At 36.0% G+C, this 25,133-nt stretch carries 26 protein-coding genes; 13 read left to right on the top strand and 13 right to left on the bottom strand.

Features of this window, described 5'->3' with window-relative positions:
* Positions 1–27 precede the first annotated feature (27 nt).
* Genes QMN76_RS05860 through QMN76_RS05850 form a run of 3 tightly spaced genes read right to left on the bottom strand, consistent with a single transcriptional unit; the run spans position 28 to position 4,937 of the window.
* On the bottom strand, positions 28–1,272 hold the full coding sequence (locus QMN76_RS05860) for an NAD(P)/FAD-dependent oxidoreductase (RefSeq protein WP_282065844.1): 1,245 nt from the start codon (positions 1,270–1,272) through the stop codon (positions 28–30).
* On the bottom strand, positions 1,269–4,682 hold the full coding sequence (locus tag QMN76_RS05855; RefSeq protein WP_282024151.1) for an MFS transporter: 3,414 nt from the start codon (positions 4,680–4,682) through the stop codon (positions 1,269–1,271). Before QMN76_RS05855 ends, QMN76_RS05860 begins: the two co-directional genes overlap by 4 nt.
* A gap of 33 nt (positions 4,683–4,715) precedes the next feature.
* Entirely contained in the window at positions 4,716–4,937 is a 222-nt protein-coding gene (locus QMN76_RS05850) for a YiaA/YiaB family inner membrane protein (RefSeq protein WP_034339736.1), read from the bottom strand.
* Positions 4,938–5,094: 157 nt separating this feature from the next.
* Between QMN76_RS05850 and QMN76_RS05845 the strand changes: the two genes are divergently transcribed.
* Positions 5,095–5,673, top strand: a complete 579-nt coding sequence (locus QMN76_RS05845) for a TetR/AcrR family transcriptional regulator (protein ID WP_034339738.1) — start codon at positions 5,095–5,097, stop codon at positions 5,671–5,673.
* Between the two features lie 135 nt (positions 5,674–5,808).
* On the opposite strand, the gene QMN76_RS05840 is transcribed toward QMN76_RS05845, so the two are convergent.
* Entirely contained in the window at positions 5,809–6,228 is a 420-nt protein-coding gene (locus tag QMN76_RS05840) for a DUF1090 domain-containing protein (RefSeq protein WP_282024154.1), read from the bottom strand.
* Positions 6,229–6,287: 59 nt separating this feature from the next.
* The gene (locus tag QMN76_RS05835; protein WP_282024156.1) at positions 6,288–6,932 is read right to left on the bottom strand and encodes an SGNH/GDSL hydrolase family protein; all 645 of its coding nucleotides are present in this window, start codon (positions 6,930–6,932) and stop codon (positions 6,288–6,290) included.
* 202 nt (positions 6,933–7,134) lie between these two features.
* Between QMN76_RS05835 and QMN76_RS05830 the strand changes: the two genes are divergently transcribed.
* The gene (locus QMN76_RS05830; RefSeq protein ID WP_034339743.1) at positions 7,135–7,398 is read left to right on the top strand and encodes a hypothetical protein; all 264 of its coding nucleotides are present in this window, start codon (positions 7,135–7,137) and stop codon (positions 7,396–7,398) included.
* A 54-nt stretch (positions 7,399–7,452) separates the two neighbouring features.
* On the opposite strand, the gene QMN76_RS05825 is transcribed toward QMN76_RS05830, so the two are convergent.
* Entirely contained in the window at positions 7,453–8,025 is a 573-nt protein-coding gene (locus tag QMN76_RS05825; RefSeq protein ID WP_034339744.1) for an SIS domain-containing protein, read from the bottom strand.
* A gap of 92 nt (positions 8,026–8,117) precedes the next feature.
* Here QMN76_RS05825 and gntT point away from each other — a divergent pair, with 92 nt between their 5' ends.
* Positions 8,118–9,434 (top strand): gluconate transporter, encoded by a 1,317-nt coding sequence (gene gntT, locus QMN76_RS05820; RefSeq protein ID WP_034339746.1) that lies wholly within the window; start codon positions 8,118–8,120, stop codon positions 9,432–9,434.
* A gap of 15 nt (positions 9,435–9,449) precedes the next feature.
* Here the strand turns inward: gntT and rsmI are convergent, their stop codons facing one another.
* On the bottom strand, positions 9,450–10,301 hold the full coding sequence (rsmI, locus tag QMN76_RS05815) for a 16S rRNA (cytidine(1402)-2'-O)-methyltransferase (RefSeq protein ID WP_235176846.1): 852 nt from the start codon (positions 10,299–10,301) through the stop codon (positions 9,450–9,452).
* Between the two features lie 125 nt (positions 10,302–10,426).
* Here rsmI and QMN76_RS05810 point away from each other — a divergent pair, with 125 nt between their 5' ends.
* From QMN76_RS05810 to QMN76_RS05780, 7 genes are all read left to right on the top strand, one after another.
* A complete protein-coding gene (locus QMN76_RS05810; protein WP_051462029.1) occupies positions 10,427–11,770 on the top strand; it encodes a penicillin-binding protein activator in 1,344 nt (447 codons plus the stop codon).
* 209 nt (positions 11,771–11,979) lie between these two features.
* Positions 11,980–13,143 carry an iron-containing alcohol dehydrogenase gene (locus QMN76_RS05805; RefSeq protein WP_034339749.1) on the top strand — a complete coding sequence of 388 codons (1,164 nt, stop codon included), beginning with the start codon at positions 11,980–11,982 and terminating at the stop codon, positions 13,141–13,143.
* 52 nt (positions 13,144–13,195) lie between these two features.
* On the top strand, positions 13,196–13,870 hold the full coding sequence (locus QMN76_RS05800; RefSeq protein ID WP_282024164.1) for a LolA family protein: 675 nt from the start codon (positions 13,196–13,198) through the stop codon (positions 13,868–13,870).
* Positions 13,871–13,954: 84 nt separating this feature from the next.
* Positions 13,955–14,548, top strand: a complete 594-nt coding sequence (locus QMN76_RS05795) for a YebB family permuted papain-like enzyme (protein WP_282024166.1) — start codon at positions 13,955–13,957, stop codon at positions 14,546–14,548.
* A 138-nt stretch (positions 14,549–14,686) separates the two neighbouring features.
* Positions 14,687–15,325, top strand: a complete 639-nt coding sequence (gene queE / locus QMN76_RS05790; protein WP_282024168.1) for a 7-carboxy-7-deazaguanine synthase — start codon at positions 14,687–14,689, stop codon at positions 15,323–15,325.
* A complete protein-coding gene (queC, locus tag QMN76_RS05785; RefSeq protein WP_282024169.1) occupies positions 15,325–16,053 on the top strand; it encodes a 7-cyano-7-deazaguanine synthase QueC in 729 nt (242 codons plus the stop codon). The genes queE and queC overlap by 1 nt, the downstream gene beginning before the upstream one ends.
* Entirely contained in the window at positions 16,054–16,584 is a 531-nt protein-coding gene (locus QMN76_RS05780; RefSeq protein ID WP_282024171.1) for a 6-pyruvoyl trahydropterin synthase family protein, read from the top strand.
* A 27-nt stretch (positions 16,585–16,611) separates the two neighbouring features.
* Here QMN76_RS05780 and QMN76_RS05775 read toward each other — a convergent pair whose 3' ends face one another.
* Genes QMN76_RS05775 through QMN76_RS05765 form a run of 3 tightly spaced genes read right to left on the bottom strand, consistent with a single transcriptional unit; the run spans position 16,612 to position 18,805 of the window.
* Positions 16,612–17,079, bottom strand: a complete 468-nt coding sequence (locus tag QMN76_RS05775; protein WP_282024173.1) for a DUF2269 family protein — start codon at positions 17,077–17,079, stop codon at positions 16,612–16,614.
* A 4-nt stretch (positions 17,080–17,083) separates the two neighbouring features.
* Positions 17,084–17,515: a DUF2269 family protein gene (locus QMN76_RS05770; RefSeq protein WP_282024175.1), complete on the bottom strand. Its 432-nt coding sequence runs from the start codon at positions 17,513–17,515 to the stop codon at positions 17,084–17,086.
* Positions 17,516–18,805 (bottom strand): NAD(P)H-binding protein, encoded by a 1,290-nt coding sequence (locus QMN76_RS05765; RefSeq protein ID WP_282024177.1) that lies wholly within the window; start codon positions 18,803–18,805, stop codon positions 17,516–17,518.
* Positions 18,806–19,290: 485 nt separating this feature from the next.
* On the opposite strand from QMN76_RS05765, the gene QMN76_RS05760 reads away from it, so the two are divergent.
* On the top strand, positions 19,291–20,562 hold the full coding sequence (locus tag QMN76_RS05760; RefSeq protein ID WP_282065843.1) for a DUF2130 domain-containing protein: 1,272 nt from the start codon (positions 19,291–19,293) through the stop codon (positions 20,560–20,562).
* Between the two features lie 80 nt (positions 20,563–20,642).
* Here QMN76_RS05760 and QMN76_RS05755 read toward each other — a convergent pair whose 3' ends face one another.
* From QMN76_RS05755 to QMN76_RS05745, 3 genes are read right to left on the bottom strand one after another with little or no spacing between them, the layout of a single operon-like run.
* Positions 20,643–21,230, bottom strand: a complete 588-nt coding sequence (locus tag QMN76_RS05755) for a tetratricopeptide repeat protein (RefSeq protein WP_282065842.1) — start codon at positions 21,228–21,230, stop codon at positions 20,643–20,645.
* Positions 21,231–21,271: 41 nt separating this feature from the next.
* Positions 21,272–22,657, bottom strand: coding sequence for a glutamate--cysteine ligase (locus tag QMN76_RS05750; RefSeq protein ID WP_034339769.1), 1,386 nt, complete (start codon positions 22,655–22,657; stop codon positions 21,272–21,274).
* A 53-nt stretch (positions 22,658–22,710) separates the two neighbouring features.
* A complete protein-coding gene (locus QMN76_RS05745) occupies positions 22,711–23,445 on the bottom strand; it encodes an RsmE family RNA methyltransferase (RefSeq protein ID WP_034339771.1) in 735 nt (244 codons plus the stop codon).
* Between the two features lie 115 nt (positions 23,446–23,560).
* Here QMN76_RS05745 and ubiA point away from each other — a divergent pair, with 115 nt between their 5' ends.
* Together ubiA and QMN76_RS05735 are read left to right on the top strand one after the other, a co-directional pair.
* Entirely contained in the window at positions 23,561–24,472 is a 912-nt protein-coding gene (gene ubiA, locus QMN76_RS05740; protein WP_282065840.1) for a 4-hydroxybenzoate octaprenyltransferase, read from the top strand.
* Positions 24,472–25,128: a class I SAM-dependent methyltransferase gene (locus tag QMN76_RS05735; protein WP_282024186.1), complete on the top strand. Its 657-nt coding sequence runs from the start codon at positions 24,472–24,474 to the stop codon at positions 25,126–25,128. Before ubiA ends, QMN76_RS05735 begins: the two co-directional genes overlap by 1 nt.
* Positions 25,129–25,133 lie beyond the last annotated feature (5 nt).

Here is a 25,133-nt window from a genome sequence, read left to right as displayed (position 1 = left end):
TTCTTTTTCTCTGCTTGGATAGTGATTTTATCTGGAGAGGTTGCGCAATAAGTCAGCTAAAATTGCACTTATCCCTCTGAATGTACCTAGGATATTCATTTGATGAGTGCGATATAACAAAATATGAGCTAAATGTGCTAATATGCCTTTGACTTGTCCTGTCGAACCAAAAGAGCCAAAAGAGCCATAACGACCTACACTGATTAAAGATCCGTAATCTTTATACATAAAACGTGGAATATTAGTTTCTTTATGAATAATTTTTATAAAATTTTTGCTTAGATAAATAGCTTGTTGGCGTGCAACTTGTGCTGTTGGTGCCAAAGGCTTATCTTGCATAAAAGAACAATCCCCAATTACAAAAATATCAGGATGATTTAAAAGCTGAAATTGTGAATTGACAATAAGTTGTAAATTCTTAGAGCGCTCTCCATTGGAAATATCGCCAGAAATTTCAGTAGCTTTGATACCCGTCGTCCAAACTACCTGATTTGCAGGTAACGTTTCTCCTGAACTTAAAACAACATGATCTTTAGTAACCTCGGTTACTCTGGTTGATAATAAAGTTTTTACCCCAATTCGATCCATTGTTTTTTGCACAGATCGACTGATTGGTTTTTTAAAACTAGGTAATACTCTGTCTCCTGATTGAATAACGGTTATATCTATATATTTTTCTAAATTATGATTCGTATATTGCGAGGATTGCTGTAAAACATGAACGACTTCACCTGCAAGCTCAATTCCAGTGGCTCCAGCACCAACAATAATTATATGATGTTTTTTTTGCAATAATGTTGATTGTATGGTGTATTTTTTGAGGTCATCGTAAAACTCAATCGCATATCCAACGTCATCAATTGTATAAGCAAACTCTTTTACGCCTTTAGTGTTAAAATCATTTGCCCTGCTGCCTAACGCGACAACAAGATAGTCATAATGAACAGTTCTTTGGGGTAAGATTTCATCGTCATGTTTATCAATATATGGGGCCAGTATAATTTCTTTTTTTTCTGTATTGACCTCTGACACTTCACCAGGTTGAAACGTAAAATTGTGACGTTTTGCTTGGATTAAAAATGGCATTCCTTGTTCTTGAGGAGATGCTGTTCCAGCAGCAAAAGTATGTAACATAGGCTTCCAAGTATGAAATTCATTTTTATCAATTAAAGAAAGTTCATATTGAGAATGATCGATTTGTTTATTAATTCTGACCAAGAATTCAATTCCTGCAATCCCACCGCCTAGGACAACGATTTGTTTTTTTCTCATTTTGTCGAATTCTCCAATTTTAATAAATGTAATTGTTTTTGTAATTCTGGATAATTGATTTTCCCTGTTGCAAATAAAGGGATTTCTTTAACAATTTTAACAGTTTTAGGAATCATGATTTTTGCAATATCATGCTTCTTGCTATAGGATAACATTTGCTCAATTGTCGCATCTTGTTGCGTTGTAATCAACAATAATTGTTCTCCTTTTTTCTCATCCGTTAAATTTACTACAGCATTCGTTGCAGTTGGCCATATTTTTGTCGTCATGCTTTCCACAGCACTCATGGAAATCATTTCACCGCCAATTTTTGCAAAACGTTTTACACGACCAGAAATCGTAATAAAGTTATCACTATCAATTGAAACAATATCCCCTGTATCATACCATTCATTTTCAATAGGTTGTATAACGCCAGGGTTTGTATTTAACATATAACCCATCATGATATTATGGCCTTTTATTGACAGTTTTCCTCCTATACTAATTCCTGGAACAGGAGTGATTTTATGATCAATCCCAGGCAAGAAGTGCCCTACGGTTCCATTACGATGATTCATTGGCGTGTTTAAAGCAATGACAGGAGAGCTCTCTGTTGCACCATACCCTTCGAAAATACGGACACCAAATTTTTCAGCATATAATTTATGTGTTTCTTCTTTGACTTTTTCTCCACCGGTAATAATGTATCGCATGGCATAAAAATCATAAGTATGTGCATATTTAGCCCATGCATTTAAAAAAGTATCGGTACCAAAGCATATGGTTGCATCTGTATCATAAATCATAGAGGGGATAGTTTTATAATGTAAAGGGTTAGGGTAATGGAAAGTACGAACTCCATTGAATAAAGGTAGTAATGTAGCTCCAGTTAATCCAAGAGAGTGGAAAAAAGGCATGGCGTTAAAGACATGATCTGCACAGCTAAAGTCAATTACTGAGGCTACTTGTTGGCAGTTGGTTAAAATATTGTGATGGCTTAATACAACAGCTTTTGGGTGGCCTTCCGAGCCAGAGGTCGACAAAATAACTGCGGGTGACTGATAAGAAGCCTTCATTCCGGGAAGGTTTTCTGGACGTAATAAATCTAATTTTGCTTTGGCTTTATCTGATAAGGTAAGATTTTTGATAATATCTTCTATGTAAATAATTTTAACTTTTTGTAAAAGTTTTGCTTCTAACTCTTGTAACCCTCCTTTGTCGATAAATAGATGGCTTGAAATAATGGTCTTGATTTGTGCAGTTTGAAATATATTCAAAATATTTTCTGCGCCAGTCGAGATGTTGATTGGGTGTGGCACGCGACCAAAAGCAGAAAGAGCCATAAATGAGACAATAGCACCACAAGAGTTAGGAAGTAATAAGCCAATACACTCACTTAAAGTAGTTTCTTTTTCTAATTTTCGACCGAATAAAATCGCCCCTATACATAAACGATCATAAGTAAAAGGTTCACGTTTGATATCTTCAATAATTTCTCTTTTTTTGCCATAGAGATCCTTTGCATCAATCAGTGCCTTAAAAAGTGTTTTTTCAGTGTTTTTTGCAGCAAAGGAAGTGTTAATCATAATTTGTTCTAGAATATTACCAATATAATTTCTATTCTCTTGATGAGAAAGATTGTGGTTAAGGTGGTCGTTTAAGTCAACTGGTGGTCTAATGGTTATGGATACTCGAGGGAATAATCGGAGTGGTAACTTGCCTTTCATGCGTCCCAAAATACTGAATTGTAATCCATTTATGTAAATAGGCAATATCTTTGCGTTTGCGTTATAAGAAACGATGCCTGCACCTTCATATAATTTCATCAAATTTCCCGTTTTAGTCAGGCGCCCTTCGGGGAAAATAACTAGTTTTTGGTTTTTATCACGAACAGCTTGAACCATTTCTTTAATGGTATATGGGGATTGAATATCTACGGTAAATGTTTTTACAAATGCCAAGAAAGGACGAGCCCACCATTTTTGTGCTGTTTTAGTATAAATAGCAAAAGCAGGTTGTTCAGGAAGAAGACAAGATAACAAGCTGGCATCAGCAAAAGAGGTATGATTGCAAACAATGACAACCTTATTGCCTGCTTGATGAAAGTTTTCAATTCCTGTGACAGTTACTTTATGAAAAATTTTGAAATAGATTTTGAATATAAATTGAAGAATTTTGGAAGTAAAAAAACGCATGATATATACAGCCACAAATATATTAATGATTGAAAGAGATATGAATAGAGATGCAGAAGAAACTCCAAAAGAGCTTGCTTTTGCCCAGATAAAAGCGCCTATGACCATCATGATGGCATTAATAATGTTGTTACCAGCAATAATTCTAGCTTTACTACTTTTAGGGGATTTTTCTTGTATAATGGCATAAAGTGGAACTGAGTAAATACCACAACAGATTGCCATCAAGGTTAAATCAACAAGAATACGTATTCCTGTAAATGAGGAGACGAAAAAGGATAAAGAAGACACTGTTTGAATAGATATGATTGCATAACCAAAATCGAAACAAAATAGAGAAATTCCAATCGCAGCGACAGGAACAAATCGTGCAGAAATATTTCCTCTAAGTAAACGAGAGCACAAGATAGACCCTCCAGCAACGCCTAAAGAGAAACAGCTGATAAATAAATTGGTTAAATAATGACCATTATGGTGAATAATTTGTGCAGAGAGATCAAAGATACCAGCGCCAACCATAGATCCGATTGTCCAAAACCAAGATATACCCAAGATACATAACCAGATACTACGATTTTTATTTGATAACAGAATTGTTCTGTAAGTTTCTTGAATAATATTAATATTTAATATGAGGTTTTGATCTGCTGGTGCAACTTTATCGATTTTTAAAACTGAAATTAAACTTAGGATAGATAAGATAAAAGCAGACCCACAAACCCAATATAAACCACCAGGCAATAAAATTACAGATCCACCAATTAACATCCCGATTAATACGGAAACAAAAGTAGAGGTTTCGATTAAGCTATTGCCAAAAAGGATTTTTTTCTTTTCGACAATTTCAGGGATAATACTGTACTTTAATGGGCAGTAAAAAGCTTCGGCTGTACCCAGTAAAAATATGCATCCCAATAAAAGAGGGATATGTTGATGGATAAATCCTGTAAAAGAAAATGGTATAAGGAGAATTTGTACAATTTTAACGGCGATCATTAAACGTTGTTTTGAGAATTTGTCTGCAATTTGTCCAGCGGTTGCAGAGAAACATGCATAAGGTAGAATAAATAATCCTCCAGCGATTGCTGCTATTCCTGTATTTTCATACCCCATAACAAATAGTGCCATAACGAGCATAGCATTTTTAATCATGTTTTCATTTAGTACACCGCAAGATTGTGCCAAACATAAAAACCATAAAGAGCGTTGGGATGAATTGGATGTTTTTGGCATAATAGGTTTGCCTTATTTGTTATATGTTTTATTTTAATGTTCTGATTGATATTCTGCTTGATCACGTAATGTTTTGGATAAAGAGATTGATGATTGAATTAAGAACAAGCTTGATAGGCCCAGACAAGCTCTGAGCCAATCATTTATTGGCATATAAAAAACGGCAAAAGCGATTGCAATGATGGAGATAGTAAAGTTAACCCATGTAAATATAATCCAGCTGTTTGTTGTTGTAGTGTTTGATTGTTTTATCATTTTCGATTCCTTTTCTGTTAATTGAACAATGTTCATTAAATACATTTGGAGGATAAAATCAAGAACTTTTTGAACGTTGTTCAATAAAATTTACTTCTTTTGTTTTTGACTTATAAAGTGCATAACTAAATAATAATCAGTAAACACAGAGGAATTAATGGGACGTAAAGGTAGAGATCCAGAAGAGCTACGTCAAAAAATCATTGATGTTGCTCAGAATATTATCGCAACAGAAGGGCTGAGAAAATGTACGGTACGTGCCATTACTAAAAAAGCGGGTTGTGCACTTGGTGCATTGGGCTATTTATTTACTGGCTTGGATGACGTGGTTCTGGCGGTAAACACGCGAACGCTAAGAGAAATGGGTGAGTATATGTTTGAACAAGCCCAAGCAGAACAAAGGGAAGAAGTGGTTGATCGTTTAACTGCTTTAGCTGTTGCTTATTTAACTTATGCTAGAGAATATTTTAATCAGTGGGAAGCTCTTTTTGCTTTTCGTTTTTCTCAAGGGGATTTACCTACTGAATATTTGGAGGTTCGTGGTAATTTATTATTAAAAATTACCACTTTATTTTCAAAAGATATGCAAGATAAAGAGAAAAATATTATGCTGGCCAGAACTATGTATGAAGCAGTTCATGGTATTGTTGTATTAGGATTAGATTCCAGATTAGGTGGGACTAATCAAGATGTGGAAAATCGTATTCGATTACTTGTTTTAACCATGATGAAATAATTAATGTTATTAGAAAATATTAAAAATAAGCGTGCATATATTACATTGTAATTAGTCATTTGCGAAAATAGATAGGTTTATCAAGAATTTTCTTAATAAACCTATTACATTAGTTATAATATTGAATATAATAATTTAATTAGAATTTACATTCTTTTTAAAGCTTTCAAGTGCATCTTGAGCCGCCTTTAACTCAGTTTGTGCCTCATGTAGTTTTGCTTCTTTTTCTCTAATTTTCGTTGTTTTTCCATCTTGTTGGGCTTGTTTGAGCTCTTCAGTTCTTTCTGTTACTTTTGCTTGTTTGTGATTAACTTTCAACTGATAGCCTTTTTGCAGCTCTGTATCCTGGCATTTTGTTTTTATATAACTTAGCTTCTTTTCTAATTGCTCAACCTTATATTGCTTTTGCTGTTGTTTTTCGTAAGTGATTTTTTGTTCTATTTCAGTTACTTTTTCTTTACATGTTTCAAAATGATAATAGTCATCCGCAAAAGCAGGAACAGTCGCAATGAATATTGTCGAAAGGCAGCTTATCTTTATGATGGATTTCAGCATTTTTATCCTCCTGAATATTTAGTCCTAAATAGAAGTTAAAAAGAAAATATGGCAATATTTTATAAGTTTTCTATTATTTTTTTTACGGATTGTGCCAATATTAAGTGTTGATCTTTATCATAATGAATCCCGTCTATATCACTGACGGTAACGATAGAAGCAAGGTCTAAAAAGGCAGCATGATGCTTTTGAGCAACTTGCTTATAATAATGCCCCAGCATTTTAGATTTTTCTTCACCTCCAACAAAAATATCTCCTAAACTCCCTATGACTTCTTTGATAGGAGGGGGACACAATAAAACCAGTTTAGGGCAAGTTTGATTGGGTCCAATTTTGCAGGATTTAACCATTAAGATTAATTGATCAACAGAAAAAGCAATATCAGCAGGTGTTACTGAAAAACGTGTTTTTAAATCATTTGTCCCCAGCATTAAAACAAATATATTAATTGGGGAATGACTTTCTAAACAGGGTTGTAGATAGGTCAATCCATTTTTGTGGATACCTTCAATAGGATCATTATGAACAGTTGTTCGTGCAGGTAAACCTTCTTCGATAAGAAAATAATTATCTTTTAATTGTTCGCGTAGTATTCCTATCCATCGTTCATTTTGGTTAAAACGTTCACTTTTACCAAAACCAGACATAGGTTTTGTACCATAAGTATTGCTGTCTCCATAAAACAAAATAGTTTTTTTATTCATTTTGATCTCACTAACTTTTATGGTTTTACTAAAACTAGTAAAAAATAGAAAAATGGTCAAATAAAGGAATAAACATATTAAAGGTAAATTTCATTATTACACAAAAACGTGATATGATTGTTTCTAAGCTAAAATAGATAAAAGCTTACTTCTACTAATTTTTTATAAATTTAGATAATTTTTAAGTTTTTTAAGGTGCACTATGGAAAATTCAGAGCTTCCAAAATATGTTCAGTGGATTGGATGGATCGGAACGTTTACTGCTTGTTGTATGTATGTTTTTTATATTCCTCAAATCATAGATAATTTACACGGGCACGTTACACAACCCTGGCAACCTGCGGCGGCTGTTGCAAATTGCCTACTTTGGGTTATTTATGGAACCAAAGCAAAAATCTGGCCTGTTGTTGCATCAAATGCACCAGGAATTTTGTTTGGTTTAATTGCTTTTATAACGGCATTATAAAAAACAAAGATAATGTTACTATACAAATAGTATCTCTAATAAAATCAATATTGCTTAGGCAAAATCGCCAGGAAGTCCTTCAAGGTTTGTATGCTTATTTTTCATTTTTTCGAGTGAAATATTACATTCTTTCATCAACATTAAGGTGATAATATCGGTAAATAAAAATAAGGACTGTTCCAGTAAAGTAGACATGGGTTGAATAGAGTGAATTTCGGTATTTGTTCCAAAAATTTGTCCGGGCACTCTTACGCATAGATCAGCATATTGCCCATGTTTATTTTCTGGATGTGCTGTTAATAAAACAATTTTTGCCCCTGCATTTTTGGCCAGTTGAATAACATTAAGCTCAGCATTGGTAACGGCACAATGCACGATCAACAAGTCTCCTTTGCCAATGCAGGGTGTGGTCGTATCATAAACAACGTAACTGTCAAATCCCATATGTTTTAAACGCATCGCAAATCCACGCACCGATAATTGCATCCTGCCCATTCCGTAAAGTTGGATAGTTTTTGCTTGTTTGATTTCGCTGATAAGATTTTGAATTTGTTTTGGATCGACAGCAAGTAATGTTTCAAGATTTTCTTGAATAACTGTATTAACTAGATTTTTATAAATTGTCATTTGTTGCTCCATTCTTGTTATTATTTAAATGTTTCAATTTTAACATATTTGATTGTATGCTTTTTAAAACTATAAAACATATCGAGAATAATATGCCATTATTAATCGTATTCTTTGGGATTATTCTGTTACTGATTTTAGTAACTCAGTTAAAGTTAAACGGCTTTCTTTCTTTGATTATTGTTTCTTTGTTTGTGGGTGTCTTAGAGGGCATGCCTGTTATGCAGGTAATTTCATCTATTAAAACAGGGGTTGGTAATACGCTTGGGGAACTGGCACTGATTATCGGTTTTGGTGCGATATTAGGAAAACTATTGGCTGATTGTGGAGGTGCTCAACGTATCGCAACAACTTTGATTACTATTTTTGGATATAAATATATTCAATGGGCAGTAGTTTTAACAGGATTTATATTAGGGTTTGCGCTGTTTTATGAGGTTGGGTTTGTATTATTGTTGCCTCTGGTTTGTACTATTGCGGTATCTGCACGCATTCCGATTTTATATGTAGGTGCCCCTATGGCAGCAGCGTTATCGGTAACGCATGGATTTTTACCGCCTCACCCCGCCCCCACAGCAATTGCGGCAATTTTTCACGCAGATATGGGTAAAACACTTTTATATGGTATATGCATTGCTATCCCAACAGTCATTTTGGCGGGGCCTGTTTATGCACATTTTTTAAAGAATATTGATAAACCTGTTCCACCAGGATTGTATTCTCATAAGGAATTTGCTGAAGAAGAAATGCCAGGATTTGCAATTAGTATTTTAACAGCCTTGGTTCCTGTTTTTTTGATGGCTTTACGTGCAGTAGCAGAGATGGTTTTACCTCATAATCATTTTTTGCTTGCTTATGCAGATTTTTTGGGAAATCCAATTATTGCGACGTTAATGGCGGTGTTGATTGCTATTTTTACCTTCGGTCTTCATCGCGGTAGAACGATGAGTGAAATTTCAGACACGATGACCGTCGCAATCAAAGTAATAGCCATGATTTTGCTAATTATTGGGGGTGGTGGAGCGTTTAAGCAAATCTTGGTAGATAGTCATATTGATCACTATATTACCAATATGATGCATAATAGTCATTTATCTCCTTTATTAATGGCATGGCTTATTGCTGCTTTGTTAAGGATTGCGTTAGGTTCAGCAACGGTTGCCGCAATGACAGCTGGCGGGATTGTTGCTCCATTAATTTTAACAGCAGGTGTAAGTCCAGAATTAATGGTGATCGCTATAGGATCTGGCAGTGTTATTTTTTCTCATGTCAATGACCCAGGTTTTTGGTTATTCAAAGAGTATTTTAATTTAACTATTGGAGAAACCATTCGTTCTTGGTCAGTACTGGAAACCATTATTTCTGTTTGTGGACTGATTGGATGCTTGATTTTCTCCCAGTTAATTTAAACAAACTGGAAAAACCTATTTTTTACTAAGTTCCAAAGCACGTTGATAAACAATTTTTTTAGGTAAATGAACAGCAGTAGCAACCAATGCAGCAGCATCCTTGACGGACATTGTCTTTAAAGCACCTTGAAGCTGTTGGTCTAAATCATCTTCGCTAACTTCTTCCTCTTCAAGAGCAGGGCCGAGCAAAACCGTAATTTCTCCTCTAGGAGGGGTATGGGTAAAATGCTCAATTAGTCCTTGGATAGAGTTGCGTTGAAGTTCTTCAAATTTTTTAGTGAGCTCTCTGGCAACAGCTGCAGGGCGATTATCACCAAAAATAAATTTTAAATCGATTAACATATCAAGCAAGCGGTGGGGTGCCTCGTGCCAAATAAAGGTTGCTTTAAGCCCCGCACGCTCAGAGGCCTTTAGAATGGCAAAGTTATTTTGTCTGGCTTGAGATTTTGGTGGGGGAAATCCAATAAACATATAAGGATGAGGGGGTAATCCAGAAAGTGTTAACGCGGTTAAAGCTGCATTGGGGCCAGGAATAGCTGTAATTGGCAGATCAGCCTCGATAATAGCTCGGGTTACACGATATCCAGGATCAGAAAGTAATGGCGTACCTGCATCAGAAACAAGTGCTATTTTTTTTCCTTGTTGCATCCAGGAAATAATTTGTTGGATACGTTTGCCCTCGTTATGTTCATGAACACTTTCCATATGCACAGAAATTCCATAGGCTGCAAGCAGCTTGGCTGTAACACGTGTATCTTCGCAGAGTAAAATATCGACTTCTTGAAGAGTTTGCTTTGCTCTGAGGCTGAAATCATTTAAATTACCAATAGGGGTAGAAACAAGAATAAATTCACCTATATTTATCATTGAATTTCTAGAATTTTGTTGATCTGGAAAGGGTAAGGAAGTATTTGATGACATAGGTTTTTCTTGTTTCATAATAATAGCAATCTAAATTTATATGAGTTCGGTTACATCAAGGAGCAAAAGTATTGAATAAGAGCCTTAATCCTGTAAAGCAAGGGATTTTTAATCAAATGGATATCGTGTCAAAATTATTAAAATTAAGTGCTTGTGTTCCGATATTGATCATAGCAGCTTGTTCCTCTGATGGAAATGGTGGTAATAAACCGGTAATTTCAAACAGTGAAAATACAAATAAACAAATTGGATTATTATTACCGCTTAGTGGCCGTAATGGACCTTTGGGTACAAATATGATGCAAGCGGCTAAGCTAGCACTCAGTGATCCCACTGCACCCAAACTTGATGTATTTGATACCGAACAAGCAGGTGGTGCTGCGGAAGCTGCACGCAAAGCAATTGCTGCTGGGGATGGTATTATCCTAGGCCCATTAACAGCAACAAATACTACTGAAGTTGCATCTGTAACCGCATCTCAAAATGTGCCTGTGATTGCTTATACCAGTGATGTTTCTGTGGCGGGCCCGAATGTTTGGGCTTTTGGAGTGACCCCTGAACAACAAGTATTAACGATGGTGCGTGCTGCAAAAAATGAAGGAAGAACAAAATTTGCAGCTTTATTGCCTGAAAATCCAATGGGAAAAGCAATGGGGGCTGCATTAACCAAAGCTTGTGCTGATTTAGGGTTAATGGTACCTACGATTACGTATCATACGGCTTCTAAGGATGATATTACTCAACAATTGAAAAATTTATCAAATTATGATGCCCGTGTACAAGCCGCGAAAAGTAACCCTGCATCACAAAATATATCAAAAACACCAACCGATACCGCTAGTAATGATAGTAATTTGTTAGATGAATTAGCACCCTCTGAAGCAAAACCTACTGATGGTGCAAAGGCTGTTGAAAAAATAAATTTGGGTGCCCCTCCATTTGATGCATTATTATTATCTGATACAGGTTTACAGTTACAATCAGTAATTGATGCATTAGGGGAAACACAAGTTTCCTCTGATAAAGTCAGAATTATGGGTCCTGGATTATGGGGGGCTTTTGCATCTAAATTGGGTAAATTGCAGGGCGCGTGGTATGCTTCGCCAGATCCTCAAAAAAGAAAATTCTTTGCACAACAATATCGAGTAAAATACGGGGTTACACCCAAGCCTTTGGCTGATTTAACCTATGATACTGCGGCCTTGGCTAATTCTCTTAGTAAAATTGGCGGATACACGACGAAGAATTTAACTCGTGCTGATGGATTTGATGGGGTTGATGGTTTATTTGTTTTACAGCCTGATGGACATGTAAAACGTGATTTACAAATTTTTCAAATTCAACCTTCTGGTGGTGGAAAAATAATTTCTACACCTTCTGTTATTAAGCCTGCAGCAGGTTCTACAAATAGCTAGTTTTAATTATTATTAGATAACATATTGTAATTCATTATAAAAGAGGGAAGAGATTCCCTCTTTTTTTGTTTAGTTCTAAAATAATATTATTGGTAAATATCGATTTTTAATTATAAATACTAATCATAATTATGAATATTTTTCATCTCTAATTGAATACAAGATGTGTTATATTCATTGTAAATAATTTACATTAAACGAGGTATATGATGTCAGTTCAAAATTTTGACTTTTGTAATCCAACGCGTATTATTTTTGGTAAAGAAACAATTCAAAGATTAAATGATTTAATTCCTCAAGACGCTAAGGTTTTAATTATTATTGGTGGTGGTAGTGTTCGAAAAAATGGAACATTATCAGAAGTGGAAACAGCATTAGGTAAACGCCATTTTGATGTTTTTGAAGGTATCGAAGCCAATCCAACATTTGAAACTTCTATGCAAGCAGTTGAAAAAATTCGCCATGACAATTTCAATTTTGTTCTTGGTGTTGGTGGTGGATCTGTAATGGATGCCACTAAATTTATTGCAGGTGCTGTTAAATATTCTGGGGATACATGGGAAATTATTACGAGCAAGGGTAAAAAGGTCAATCAAGTTATACCTTTTGGATTTGTTCCAACATTACCTGCAACAGGTTCAGAAATGAATACAAACGCAGTGATTTCTCGCAAAACGACTTTTGATAAAATTGGGATTGCTAACCCACTTTTTTCTCCTTTATTCTCTGTTATCGACCCAACCAAGACATACAGTTTACCAGAACGGCAAGTTGCCAATGGGGTTGCTGATGCATTTGTACATGTGATGGAACAATATCTTACTTACTCTGTTCATGCTGCGGTGCAAGATCGCTTTGCTGAAGGGTTATTACTAACCCTTATTGAAGAAGGCCCTAAAACTTTAAAAAATCCACAAGATTATGAATCTCGTGCTAATTTTATCTGGGCTGCGACGATGGCGTTAAATGGCTTAATTGGAGCCGGTGTTCCACAGGATTGGGCAACCCATATGATTGGTCATGAATTGACTATTTTATATGGAATTGACCATGGTCGTACATTATCAATTTTATTACCTTCTTTGTTGAATGAAATGCGCAAAGAAAAACGTGAGAAATTGATACAATATGGTCGCAGAGTATGGGGGTTACAGGGTAGTGATGAAGAAAAGATCATTGATGAAGCCATTGCTAAAACCCGAACATTCTTTGAAAGTATCGGTATCAAAACTCATTTAAAAGAATATGATGTTGATAGCTCTGCTGTTGAGAAAGTTGTTGAGCAATTAAAGCGTCATAACTTAACAGCTCTAGGAGAAAACGGGGATATTACTTTAGAAGTTAGTCGTCGCATTGTTGAGGCTAGTCTTTAATATAAAAAACCTCTATAAAGAAAAGTCATTATAGAGGAAAAGGAACCTGTTTATGAAGTCTATACGTCTTATTTATGGCTGTATTAGTTTATTAGGAATGGCTTGTCTTGGAATAACAGGTTCCAGTAATCAAGCGTTAGCAGATGTTGTTGTATCTACCAGTGCCCCTGGTAATGGGGCATTGCAGATTTCTGCACAAGATCAAGTATTATCTGATCAAGCACAAACTTGGATAAATCAATTAACGACCCTTCAGGCCAAATTTCAACAAATTGCCCCTGATGGACAACGCAGCACAGGCGTCGTATGGATTAAAAAACCAGGCCGTATTCGTTTTGAATATAATAAACCCAGCGAATTATTGTTGGTGGCCAATGATGGTAAAATGGTTTTTCATGATGCTGAGGTAGGACAAACAACGACTATTCCTCTTGATCAAAGTCCTTTAGGTTTATTATTAAAGCCACAGCTCAGCTTTTCTGGAGATGTGACAGTTACTAATTTTATACCTCCTAATAATGGATTGTTTCAGATTACGGTTGTGCGTACAGCCTCGCCTTCTGATGGCAGTTTAACCTTGATCTTCAATCAAAATCCAATCATGTTAAAAGCTTGGCGTGTTCTGGATGCTCAAGGGCGCACGACGATGGTTGATTTATATGATTTACAGCCAGGTGTTTCTGTTAAAAATAAATTATTTAAGATGGATTTCGGTGATAACGAATAGATTTTTGTTAGAAACTAAAGATATTCAAATCATCAGAGTATGATAAGCTAACAGGTATATATTTTAATATAGGCCTGTTTTTTAATGAAAAATACTCAAATGCGATATCACCCTGATAATTTACAAATTGGGGATGTTGTTTTTATCCGTATTGATAATTTTATTTTTAATAATGTTGCTACGGCAACTTCCTCTTGGGTTAATCATGTTGGAGTGATTGTTGGTTTTAAAAATAATCAATATTGGGTCGCAGAGAGCACGATTCCTTTTTCAAAAATAACATCATTATCTAAATTTATCAGTAGATCCAAAGAGAAGTCTTTTGTGATTGCACGCTTAAAGCAGCCTTTAAGTAACGAGCAAAAAAAGGCTCTTGTGCGTGCTAGTAAAACACGTATGAATATTATTTATGATACAGGATTTAATTTTAATTCACGGGGTCAGTTTTGCTCTCGGTTTGTATATGAAGTCATTAAAGAAGCCACCAATATTGAAGTAGGAGCAGTGGAAAGTTTTCAAAAATTACTGTCTAAAAACCCTGAATATGGTCTGCGCTTTTGGAAAATATGGTTCTTTGGTTTTATTCCTTGGAAACGTCTCACAGTAACCCCTGCCAGCCAATTTAAAAGCAAGCAACTTGATCTTATTTATGATTATCGCTATCAAGAGTTATTATAGATTGAGTGTTTAAAATATAGATCAATTTACTATTCGATGATATTGAAAAGATATTGGATAAGCTTAATATTAAAGACATTCATCATAAGTGATTTTAAATAAGCTTATGCTTTATAGGATTTTCTGGATATCAATTTCATGAGTTACGCAGTCAAAGAAATATTTTTAACGCTTCAAGGTGAAGGTGGGCAAATAGGACGTACGTCCGTATTTTGTCGTTTTACAGGGTGTAATTTATGGTCTGGTCAAGAGGCTGATCGCAAGGACGCAGTTTGCCAATTTTGTGATACGAATTTCGTTGGAATGGACGGTGAAAATGGTGGCCGTTTTCCTGATGCTCAATCCTTGGCAAATGCAATAGAAGCTTGTTGGGGGACAATACGTGACCCTAAACAACGTTTTGTTGTCTTTACAGGGGGGGAACCCTTATTACAGCTAGATGAGGTTTTGATCGAAGCTATAAAGCAAAAAGGGTTTTACATAGCTGTTGAGACTAATGGCACTCTGCCTGTTCCTCAAGGTGTGGACTGGATTTGTGTCAGTCCCAAAGCAGGCGCGGAATTAATACAAATTTCTGGAGATGAGCTTAAATTAATATATCCTCAGGAAGGTCTAGATCCTCATCGTTTTACATCATTGGATTTTACTACTTTTCGTTTGCAACCCAAAGATGATATGAACAAGACAGAGCATATAAAAAAAGCAATTAAATATTGTCAGGAACACCCTTTGTGGCATCTTTCTCTTCAAACCCATAAGCTTATAGGAATTCCATAATGACAGAAATAGTAAATCCCTTATTTTCCAATAGTGCTTTGGTTTTATTTTCTGGCGGGCAAGATTCAACGACTTGTCTTGCATGGGCATTGCAGAGATTTCAAAAGGTCGAGACTTTAGGTTTTAATTATGGACAACGCCATAGTATCGAGATGGAATGTCGGCATGAGATTCGTAAAAAAATCCAACAAATCAATCCTTTATGGCAAAGACGCTTGGGTGAAGACCATGTCATGAATCTTTCTGACCTTGGGGCGATTTCTGATACAGCTTTAACACGTGAAACAGCAATAGAGTGGGATAAACAAGGGCTGCCTTCTACCTTTGTACCTGGGCGTAATTTACTTTTTTTAACTTATGCTGCCATTATTGCTGATCGTCGCCACTTGAAACATATTGTAGGGGGGATGTGCGAGACAGATTATTCAGGCTATCCTGATTGCAGGGATGATACAATCAAGGCTTTACAAGTGGCGATCAATCTTGGGATGAGTAATCGTTTTGTATTGCAAACACCTTTGATGTGGTTAGATAAAGCCCAAGAATGGCAAATGGCTGAACAACTAGGCGGTATGTCTTTGATAGAGCTTATCAATAAAGATACACATAGCTGCTATTTGGGGGATCGCTCTCATTATCATGAATGGGGCTATGGTTGTGGAGAATGCCCTGCTTGTGAATTGCGTCGTGCAGGATGGAACAATTATGTGCAGCAAAAGGAGCAATAAGTGTTAGAGCTTGTTTTTACACGTCGTTTTGCAATGGCACATCGATTAATTCATGGGTCTAGCGAGATTTGTGCCACCCCGCATGGCCATAATGAAGAGGTTAAAGTTTATCTGAAATCTCAAAATTTCAAAGCCCTCGATGGAAAAATGAATGTAGTTATACCTTTTCAACAAGCCAAAACAACGTGGCATCGCTTTATTGATCAGTCTGTCGATCACGCCTTTCAATTGGCCGAAAATGATCCTTTGGTTGAGTGGTTCAAGCAATATGAGCCAGAGCGTTTACCTAGATTATTAATCACGCCAGGTGACCCTACAACAGAGCTTTTGGCATGTTTATTTATGAGTAAGCTTAATTGTTTCTTATCTGCTGAACAATCAGGATTATATTGTCACCAAATTGAAATCATGGAAACACCGACAAATACGGTGCGCTTTATGGGTAATCCGTCTGAGTTCATACCTAATTGTCGCCCATCAGACCAGTGTTGGTGGAATCGTGCAGATATGAGTATTTCTGAGTTCAGTTAAGGTTGTTAATTTATTTATGTATTATGGTTATATTGGACGAGTAACCATTAACCAAAAAATAATAAGAAAACAAAAAAAAGTTGGCCACCCTAAAGCAACCCACCATTTAAAATAAGTCCATCCGATTTTTGGAAAAGGTGTTTTTTGATGCCACGAGATTTGGGCAAGTTCGGCAATATGGATTTGTAATTGTACGACAATAACCCATAAAATGATGGAAAAACTATATAAAATAATTGTCCATACAACCCACAAGGTGGAAAAGTGAATATTCATGAGATGGACTAAAATTATCCCAGTAGCGGCTTGAGTTATTGCACTTGGTAAGGTCATATACCAATCTGCCCTAACGACACGTTGTGAAGATAAAGCCATATCTTTGGGATGTTTTCTGATAAATGCTTCAATCATCACTATTGCAGTGATAATGCCTGAGGCAAATAAAATGGTTGCACTGAGCACATGGATAAACACAATAATAGGAAAATAGCTCATGTAATTATCCTATTAAAGGTTGTTTTAAAATCATTGCAGCCATTGCAAAAGCAAACGCTATCCAGCCAATACAACTAAAAACACTGGCTATTTTTAAAAAAAAAGACTTTTTTTGAAACGGCAATGCAAGACAGAAATAAGCAATGGACAAGCATAGTGTGCCAAAGATTATACCGATGATGATAGCAAGAATAATCCAAGGCTCTGTTATCAAAAATTGGCTAAGATAGCTTAGGTAAAAGCCTGAAAGAGTTAACGCAATTAAGGCAGGGAAAAATAAAATAAAGCTGGAGCATAAAGCAACGATTTGCAGTTGTAAGCTTTGTCTTTTTTGTCCTTGTTTTATCAATAAGATAGTATGTACAAATACTCCAAATCCCATGCCTGTTACCATCACGGCACATAGAACATGTAAGGTTTTTAACAAACCAATCATTTATCGATCATCCGCTATAAACAACATAGTTGTAATTAGCCCAATAACGGCAAAGTTTTTCAAAAGCGAACCTAATAAATCCAACCATAAAACAGGAGCAAATGTCGTTAATCCAATTGTGTAAACGACAACGAGTGCAATTTGGGAAAGCCATAATTTATTGGACCATTTACCAAGTAAAATCATGCCGGCAAAATACAGATCTATTACAGAGCATAAATATACCAGAAAAGGTGATATTGAACTTGTTGCCAAAAAAGATGGCAAAATGGTTTTTAAAGTTTCTGTTGAGGTAAAAAATCCTGCAATGCCAGAGCCTAGCCAAATAATTGCTAAAAATAATGCGAGTATAGGTCTGGCTAGGAATAGTTTACTATGCCACCGATCTTGTACAAAAGATGGATGTGTATGGTAAACTTGATCCATTGAACGCATCGTAATGCCCAGCGTATTCACTTTATCCTCTGGAACAATAAAATCAGTATTCAGTTGGCTGACTACCCCTGCAGAAAATCCCCATAAAGGAAAATAATCCCCAATCCTTCCCATTAACTTTACTGCAAACATAGGCATCTCAAAAATCTTGCAGGATTTCATTCCTAACCAACGACGAGTTTTTTGCATAATTTCACCAAAACCCAACGTTTCAGGTCCAACAACATGCGCAATTTGATAATTTTTGTCAGCTGGAAGAGGCGAGCGACAAGCTTGTAATACAACTTTTGCAAGATCATATGCCCAAAGAGGTTGGAATTTTTGTTTGCCTCCATTGGGTAAAAAAGCAATGAAAGGCATTGCGCACAATCCTCGTAGAGCACTACTGCCACCGTAACTTCCTGTTGAATATACAAAAGAAGCCCGTAAAATAATAGTTTCAATGCTTGAATTACATAAAATTTGCTCGCCCTTTAACTTTGTATCTGCATATTCACTGGTTAGGTTTTCCTCTAGAGACAAAGCAGAAATATGGATAATACGCTTTGTATTGGTTTGTTGGCATGCTTTTATTAACTCTTGCACTAATCCGATATGCGCATCATTGGCAATCGAAGTTCCAGGTTTTCCCAAGACACCAATGGTATTAATGACAACGTCACATTCTTGCAAAGCATTAATAAGATTTTGGTCAGATGCCCCAGCAATAATTTTAATTGCTTGTATATTAGGAAAAATACTTTTAGCTCTTTCAGTATCTCGACAACCAATAATGACTTGATGATTATTCTTTATTAACGCACTGACGATATGAGATCCTATAAAGCCAGCTCCACCCAATACACAAATTTTCATTATTTTTTCCTTTGGGGCATAAATCATTGCATTATACATATATTAAAAGGAATGATGGTTTTTGTATAATCAAGATTTATAGCTTAATTTATAGCTTTTAATACTCTGTATATAGCATATACAGTTGAATGACCTTTTGCCAAGGTGATATTGAGTGTTTTTTGGAAAAAACGTTTTGGGATGCGTTAATTTATCTTGACCTGACTATATATAGCATGGCCAAGGAAATTTTAATTGAACCAGTATGAAAATTTGTGTGGTTAATCTCTGTTTGGTGTCTTATTAAACGGTTTTTCTTGAGGGGCCTTTAATGGTATATAATGTTACACAATATTTGCTCGTCTAAAACCAATATATTCATTAATCTACGATAAGTTTCGATAAGAATGTAATTGATCTGTGAAAATAATTGTTAAATTATATGATGATATAATCTTTATATAATGCTGATATTTTAATAATTTATATAAACTAAGGCTTTTTTAATGACTGAACCCGTAATTACTTGCCCACATTGTCATACAGATATTTTGTTAACGGAATCTCTTGCTGCACCTTTGGTGACTGAAGTAAAGAAAGAATATGAGCAGAAAAAATCTCAATTGATCAAGAGCATGTCAGAGCGTGAACAGTTCTTATTGTCTAAAGAAAATGAACTGCAACAACATCAACAAAAGATGGCTGAGGAAATAAGAGACAAAGTTGCAGCTTCGTTGGAGGGTGAGAGATTAAAGCTTATTGAAGAAGCTAAACAAAAATTACAAAAAGAAAATGCGGATGAACTGCATCGCAAGTCCGTTGAAATCAAAGAGTTGCAAGCGGTCTTAGAAACAAATGATAAAAAATTGCAAGAGGCACAACAATCTCAAGCAGATTTTATGAAAAAGCAACGGGAATTAGAGGATCAAAAACGAGAATTAGAATTAACCGTTGAAAAACGTGTTCAAGAGAATGTGCAAGCTATTCATGAGAAAGCCCGCAAGGAAATAGAAGAAAGTTTTCAATATAAAATTTCTGAAAATGAATTAAAAATGCAATCAATGCAGCGTAAAATTGAAGAGTTGAAACAAAAGGCAGAACAAGGTTCTCAGCAATCACAAGGTGAGGTGCAAGAGCTGTTGTTGGAACAAACTTTGCAATCTCAATTTTACATGGACCAAATTTCCCCTGTACCCAAAGGTGAGTTTGGTGGGGATATATTGCAACGAGTTTTTAATCCCCAAGGTGTGAATTGTGGGTTGCTAATTTGGGAGGCTAAACGAACTAAACATTGGAATAATGAGTGGTTAAGCAAACTGAAAGATGATCAACGTACAGCTAAGGCAGATATTGCCATTATGGTCAGCCATGCTTTGCCCCAGAATGTTGAATCTTTTGATTGTATTGACGGTGTATGGGTGATCCACCCCAAAGTTATTCTTCCTGTTGCGTCGTTACTCAGAGAGTCTTTGATCCAGATTTACTTTGCACGCCAAAGCGCCAAAGGCCAAGAAACCAAAGCTGGTATGATCTATGATTATCTGACAGGAACTCGTTTTCGCCAACGTGTAGAGGCAATTGTTGAAGCGTTTAACTCAATGCAAGATGATTTAAATAAAGAGAAAAAAGTGATTACCAAGCAATGGTCCAAGCGCGAAGAGCAAATTAACCGAGTGATGGAGTCTACTATTGGTATGTATGGTGATTTACAAGGCATAGTTGGACAATCTTTACAAGAGATTGAAGGGTTGGAGTTGGATTCTTTGTTATTGGAATAGTATTTCTCTTATAGCAGATTTAATTATTTAGCTTTTTATAAAAATCACAAGAATTTTGATGTTGTTTTAAACAGTCTTGTTTAAAAAAACTCTTTAATAATTGGTATATTTTGTGATTTCTTAAAATCTGCAGATGATATTAAGTTAACAATCCTATAATAAGAGTTTCTGGGAATAGCATAAGAAGCTATATTGTTTTTATTCAATATAATTTTTTGGTTAGCGGCTTTTGTATACCATTCGATTGCTTTGGTATAATCTTGAGGCATATTTTGATGTTTTTTTTCATATAGTTGCCCAAGGCTATATTGTGCATCAACTAGCCCTTGATTGGCTGCTTTTGTATACAATTCAACTGCTTTAGCATAATCTTGGGGGACACCTTGACTTTTTTCATATAGTTTTCCAAGACTATATTGAGCTTTAGCTAGTCCTTGATTAGCTGCTTTTGTATACCATTCGATTGCTTTGAAATAATCTTGAGTTATACCTTGGTTATTTGTCTTTTCATATAATTGGCCAAGATTATATTGATCTTCTGCCGAGTCTTGGTTTGCTCTATGCTCTAACTTGGTAATGTTTACTTTAGTAACTTCAACAGCAAAAGTCTGTGGAAAAAAATAAGCGGTGCAAGTAGTAATTAATAAAAAATATTTTAATATATGCATCTCTTACACTCTCCACTTTATTAATTTTTGTGAAGAATAAACTATATTTTAGCTTCGTCTAATATATGTTTTACGTTGCCTTGCCAAACGGTGGCATAACGTTGTAACCAGTATTCTGCTTGGCAAGGACCGCCATGAACGATTTCTTCTAATGGTGCCAAGAAAATACGCTCATCTTGTCCCTGAAGGTTCTGAAGGTGACGAGCTTTTAACCCATCCATTGCCAAAGCTAAGATACGCTTACCAAAATGGCGTAAATTTTCTTTACCTAATAAAACGGATAAACCACTTTTGATGACCTGAGGGCGCAGTTCAATATATTCTTGCCAAGAATATTCTTTAACCAGCTTTTCTGCTGCGATCAATGTTGCTGAATCATATAATAATCCTGTCCAAAATGCAGACATTGCTAACATCATTTCTTGCGAGCCTGCATCAGCACCGCGCATTTCGATATATTGCTTTAACCGCACATCTGGAAACGCTGTCGTAATATGGTTTTTAAAATCGCCCATCGTTACAGGTTGATTTTCGAACCCATTGGGGGCTTTACCGTTTAACCAATTTCGAAAAGATTCTCCAGCTACATCAATCATTTTGCCATCACGAATAACAAAATACATGGGAACGTCAATCAACCATTCTACATATTGCTCAAATCCAAAACCTTCCTCAAAGAAAGCGGGTGGCATTCCTGAACGGTTATTATCTGTATCAGTCCAAATATGAGCACGTGTTGATTGATATCCACTGGGCTTGCCTTCATAAAAAGGAGAATTGGCAAAAAGTGCCGTGGCCAGTGGTTGTAAAGCCAAAGAAACACGCATTTTACGTGCCATGTCTTCTTCAGAAGAAAAATCAAGATTGACTTGGACTGTGCAAGTTCTGGTCATCATATCTAGACCTAAAGTGCCGACTTTTGGCATATAGGCTTTCATGATTTTATAACGTTCTTTTGGCATCCAAGGCATTTGTGCACGCGTTGCAAAAGGATGGAATCCTATGGGTGCAAAACCAATATTCAAAGGATCAGCAGCTTGGTGCACATCTTGAAAATGCAATTCGATTTCTTGTTTTGCTGCATGGATATCATTAACAGGTGCGCCAGACAGTTCAAATTGTCCCGCAGGTTCTAATGAAATAGCACCCCGATCCGTATCAAACCCAATAAGGTTACCTTGGTCATAGATTCCTTTCCATTCAGAGTTGCGTCTTTGCATAGACGTTAGAATGGCATTGATTCCATTAGGTTCATAAGCTGGAGGCAATAAATAGCGTTCATTTTCTTGATTAAGAATAAAGCCGAATTTTTCGTGCTCAGTACCAATGCGCCATTTTGAAGTGGGCTTACAGCCTTCAGCTAAATGTTCGGCTAACTGAGTGGTTGAGGTAATTGGTGTTTGGTCTTGATCTAAAATACTGGACATTTAAAAAACGATCTATTCTGGTCTATGTATAAAAAATAAAAAAATTTAGTGTCTTAAGCACAAATCTGCTCAGTAAACCGAGATAACCCAGCAACTATAGCAGTTTCTGCTTTTAATACTAAACTTCCAAGAGATAAAGGTCGCACAAAATCATAAAGAAGTAAATTTTTTATTTCATTAGGATCAAAGCCCCCTTCGGGTCCAATTAAAATTCCATCATCCCTGCGATATTCTTGTGCCTTATCAATGGGTATTTGATAATCAACACAACGTTCTATTGCGACCCACAAGGTCTTATTTTTTGGCCAAGTCTCACAAAAATCAAACAAAGATTGTAATGATCTTATTTGTGGAATGGTTAATCGATTACTTTGTTCGGCGGCTTCAATGGTAATGGTGCGTAAACGTTCTTCTTTAATTTTAATCGTATTGGTGCGCAGAGTTTTGACAGGCTGAATGGTTTGCACCCCTAGTTCAGTCGCCATACGAACAGCCAAATCCGTAGCATCTCGTTTTAAAGGTGCAAAAACGAGTGTTGGGCCACAAAGGATAATTGGTTGACGCAGTTGCTTTTGAGCCGTGATAGTTCCTTTATTTTTGGTTATTTGACTAATCTCGCAATGCCACTCACCATCACGTTCATTAAAGAAAATGACTTGATCTGAGGGTCTTAAGCGTAAAACATTTCCCAAATAATGAGCTGTTGCAGTGGGAATAGGAAATATTTTTTCTGTTGCCAAAGCTTCAAAATCACAAGGGTCAAGGTAAAGTCGCGGAGTAAAAGACATATAATCTCAATCGAATCTGGGTCATAAAAAGAATGAAAACAATTTGATATTACTATAAGAATAAAAACTTGTATTCTTGTTTTCTATTGTTCTTTTTATTTTATCAGGATTTGTTGTGAATCAGTCTTCATCACGTTCAGATATTAATTTGTCTTGGGTGCGTTTTCTTCCTCAATCTTTGCAACCCTACGCGTTACTGTCTCGTATAGATCGCCCGATTGGTAGTTGGCTACTGTTTTTACCTGGAATGTGGGGTATTTTGTTGCCTCATGATATTCCCATAATGACACGTATAAAATTGATTATCCTATTTGCTATTGGCAGTGTCGTCATGCGTAGTGCAGGATGTGTGGTAAATGATATTTGGGATCGGGATATTGACCGACAAGTTGCACGTACTCAACAGCGTCCCATCGCAAATGGCACGATTTCAGTTAAGAAAGCACTTATATTTTTGTTTTTTTTATTGATGATTGGGTTCGTTATATTATTACAACTTAATCCTTTATCATGGGTTTTAGGGGCTTCTTCATTGATTTTGGTAGCACTTTACCCAGGGGCAAAAAGAATTACTTGGTGGCCTCAATTAGTACTAGGATTTACTTTTGGGTTCGGAGCCCCCTTGGGATATGCTGCAGCAACAGGATATTTATCATGGACACAAGCTGCTTTATATTCAGCCACGATTTTTTGGCAAATCGGATTTGATACAATATATGGCTATCAAGACATAGAGGACGATCAACGTGTTGGTGTAAAATCAACAGCGCGCTGGGCTGGCGAAGCTGGTAAACAATTTGTAGCAGTTAATTATGGACTGTGTATTGCTTGTTTGTTGATTACTAGTATTTTAAATCATAATTCATCCATAGCAATGTTGGCTTTATTGTTTCCTGTTATTCATTTCGTATGGCAGATTATAAAATTTGATTTACACGATCCTAAAATTTGCTTAACTTTATTTAAATCTAACAGGGACGCAGGGCTTCTAATTGCCTTGGCTCTTCTTATAGGCAATTTAATTTAATGAATAATTTTTCCCAGTTCGAGAACTTAATTACAGAATATACAATTTTAGAAAAAACCGATTTTGTTCCAGAGATTACTCTTTACCAAGCCAGTGAAATTACGCCTATTTGGCAAGTTACAGAGGCTTGGTTAAATCATCAAAATATTGAGCCTCCTTTTTGGGCTTTTGCTTGGCCTGGGGGAAAAGCACTGGCACGCTATATTTTGGATAATCCAAAAATGGTTAAAGGGAAAAAAATTCTTGATTTTGCTGCAGGATGTGGAATTGCAGCAATTGCTGCAGCTAAATGCGAGGCTGCGTATATAGAGGTTGCAGATATTGACCCTTTGGCACAAAAGGTCTGTGCTTTAAATGCCAAAGTTAATCATGTCTTACTTGATAAAAATTCCAATGATGTCGTAGGGCAGCTTTGTGAATGGGATATAATTTTTTGTGGAGATGTCTGTTATGAGGCCCCGATGACCCAGCATATCTGGCCATGGTTAAAGCAATGTGCACAACAAGGTGCAACTGTGTTTATTGCTGACCCAGGGCGAAGCTATCTACCTAAAAAAGAGCTGAACCCAGTATGTACTTATGATATTCCTACAACATTAGAGTTAGAGGATTGTAAGTCACGTCATACGGTTTTGTATCAGTTAGTTTGTGAATAAAAATT

The sequence above is a fragment of the Commensalibacter papalotli (ex Botero et al. 2024) genome, assembly GCF_947179115.1.
Lineage (GTDB): Bacteria > Pseudomonadota > Alphaproteobacteria > Acetobacterales > Acetobacteraceae > Commensalibacter > Commensalibacter papalotli.
Note: the sequence above shows the minus strand (reverse complement) of the source record. Positions and strands in the feature narration are given on the sequence as shown.

Coding starts and splice junctions, on each gene's coding strand:
- QMN76_RS05830 (WP_034339743.1), top strand. CDS start 7,135: ATGGAAAATTCAGAGCTTCCAAAATATGTTCAGTGGATTGGATGGATC.
- QMN76_RS05860 (WP_282065844.1), bottom strand. CDS start 1,272: ATGAGAAAAAAACAAATCGTTGTCCTAGGCGGTGGGATTGCAGGAATT.
- QMN76_RS05850 (WP_034339736.1), bottom strand. CDS start 4,937: ATGATAAAACAATCAAACACTACAACAACAAACAGCTGGATTATATTT.
- QMN76_RS05825 (WP_034339744.1), bottom strand. CDS start 8,025: ATGACAATTTATAAAAATCTAGTTAATACAGTTATTCAAGAAAATCTT.
- QMN76_RS05795 (WP_282024166.1), top strand. CDS start 13,955: ATGAAAAATACTCAAATGCGATATCACCCTGATAATTTACAAATTGGG.
- QMN76_RS05805 (WP_034339749.1), top strand. CDS start 11,980: ATGTCAGTTCAAAATTTTGACTTTTGTAATCCAACGCGTATTATTTTT.
- QMN76_RS05835 (WP_282024156.1), bottom strand. CDS start 6,932: ATGAATAAAAAAACTATTTTGTTTTATGGAGACAGCAATACTTATGGT.
- QMN76_RS05840 (WP_282024154.1), bottom strand. CDS start 6,228: ATGCTGAAATCCATCATAAAGATAAGCTGCCTTTCGACAATATTCATT.
- gntT (WP_034339746.1), top strand. CDS start 8,118: ATGCCATTATTAATCGTATTCTTTGGGATTATTCTGTTACTGATTTTA.
- QMN76_RS05755 (WP_282065842.1), bottom strand. CDS start 21,230: ATGCATATATTAAAATATTTTTTATTAATTACTACTTGCACCGCTTAT.
- QMN76_RS05735 (WP_282024186.1), top strand. CDS start 24,472: ATGAATAATTTTTCCCAGTTCGAGAACTTAATTACAGAATATACAATT.
- queC (WP_282024169.1), top strand. CDS start 15,325: ATGACAGAAATAGTAAATCCCTTATTTTCCAATAGTGCTTTGGTTTTA.
- QMN76_RS05745 (WP_034339771.1), bottom strand. CDS start 23,445: ATGTCTTTTACTCCGCGACTTTACCTTGACCCTTGTGATTTTGAAGCT.
- rsmI (WP_235176846.1), bottom strand. CDS start 10,301: ATGATAAATATAGGTGAATTTATTCTTGTTTCTACCCCTATTGGTAAT.
- queE (WP_282024168.1), top strand. CDS start 14,687: ATGAGTTACGCAGTCAAAGAAATATTTTTAACGCTTCAAGGTGAAGGT.
- QMN76_RS05750 (WP_034339769.1), bottom strand. CDS start 22,657: ATGTCCAGTATTTTAGATCAAGACCAAACACCAATTACCTCAACCACT.
- QMN76_RS05800 (WP_282024164.1), top strand. CDS start 13,196: ATGAAGTCTATACGTCTTATTTATGGCTGTATTAGTTTATTAGGAATG.
- QMN76_RS05770 (WP_282024175.1), bottom strand. CDS start 17,515: ATGATTGGTTTGTTAAAAACCTTACATGTTCTATGTGCCGTGATGGTA.
- QMN76_RS05765 (WP_282024177.1), bottom strand. CDS start 18,805: ATGAAAATTTGTGTATTGGGTGGAGCTGGCTTTATAGGATCTCATATC.
- QMN76_RS05845 (WP_034339738.1), top strand. CDS start 5,095: ATGGGACGTAAAGGTAGAGATCCAGAAGAGCTACGTCAAAAAATCATT.
- QMN76_RS05760 (WP_282065843.1), top strand. CDS start 19,291: ATGACTGAACCCGTAATTACTTGCCCACATTGTCATACAGATATTTTG.
- QMN76_RS05855 (WP_282024151.1), bottom strand. CDS start 4,682: ATGCCAAAAACATCCAATTCATCCCAACGCTCTTTATGGTTTTTATGT.
- QMN76_RS05775 (WP_282024173.1), bottom strand. CDS start 17,079: ATGAGCTATTTTCCTATTATTGTGTTTATCCATGTGCTCAGTGCAACC.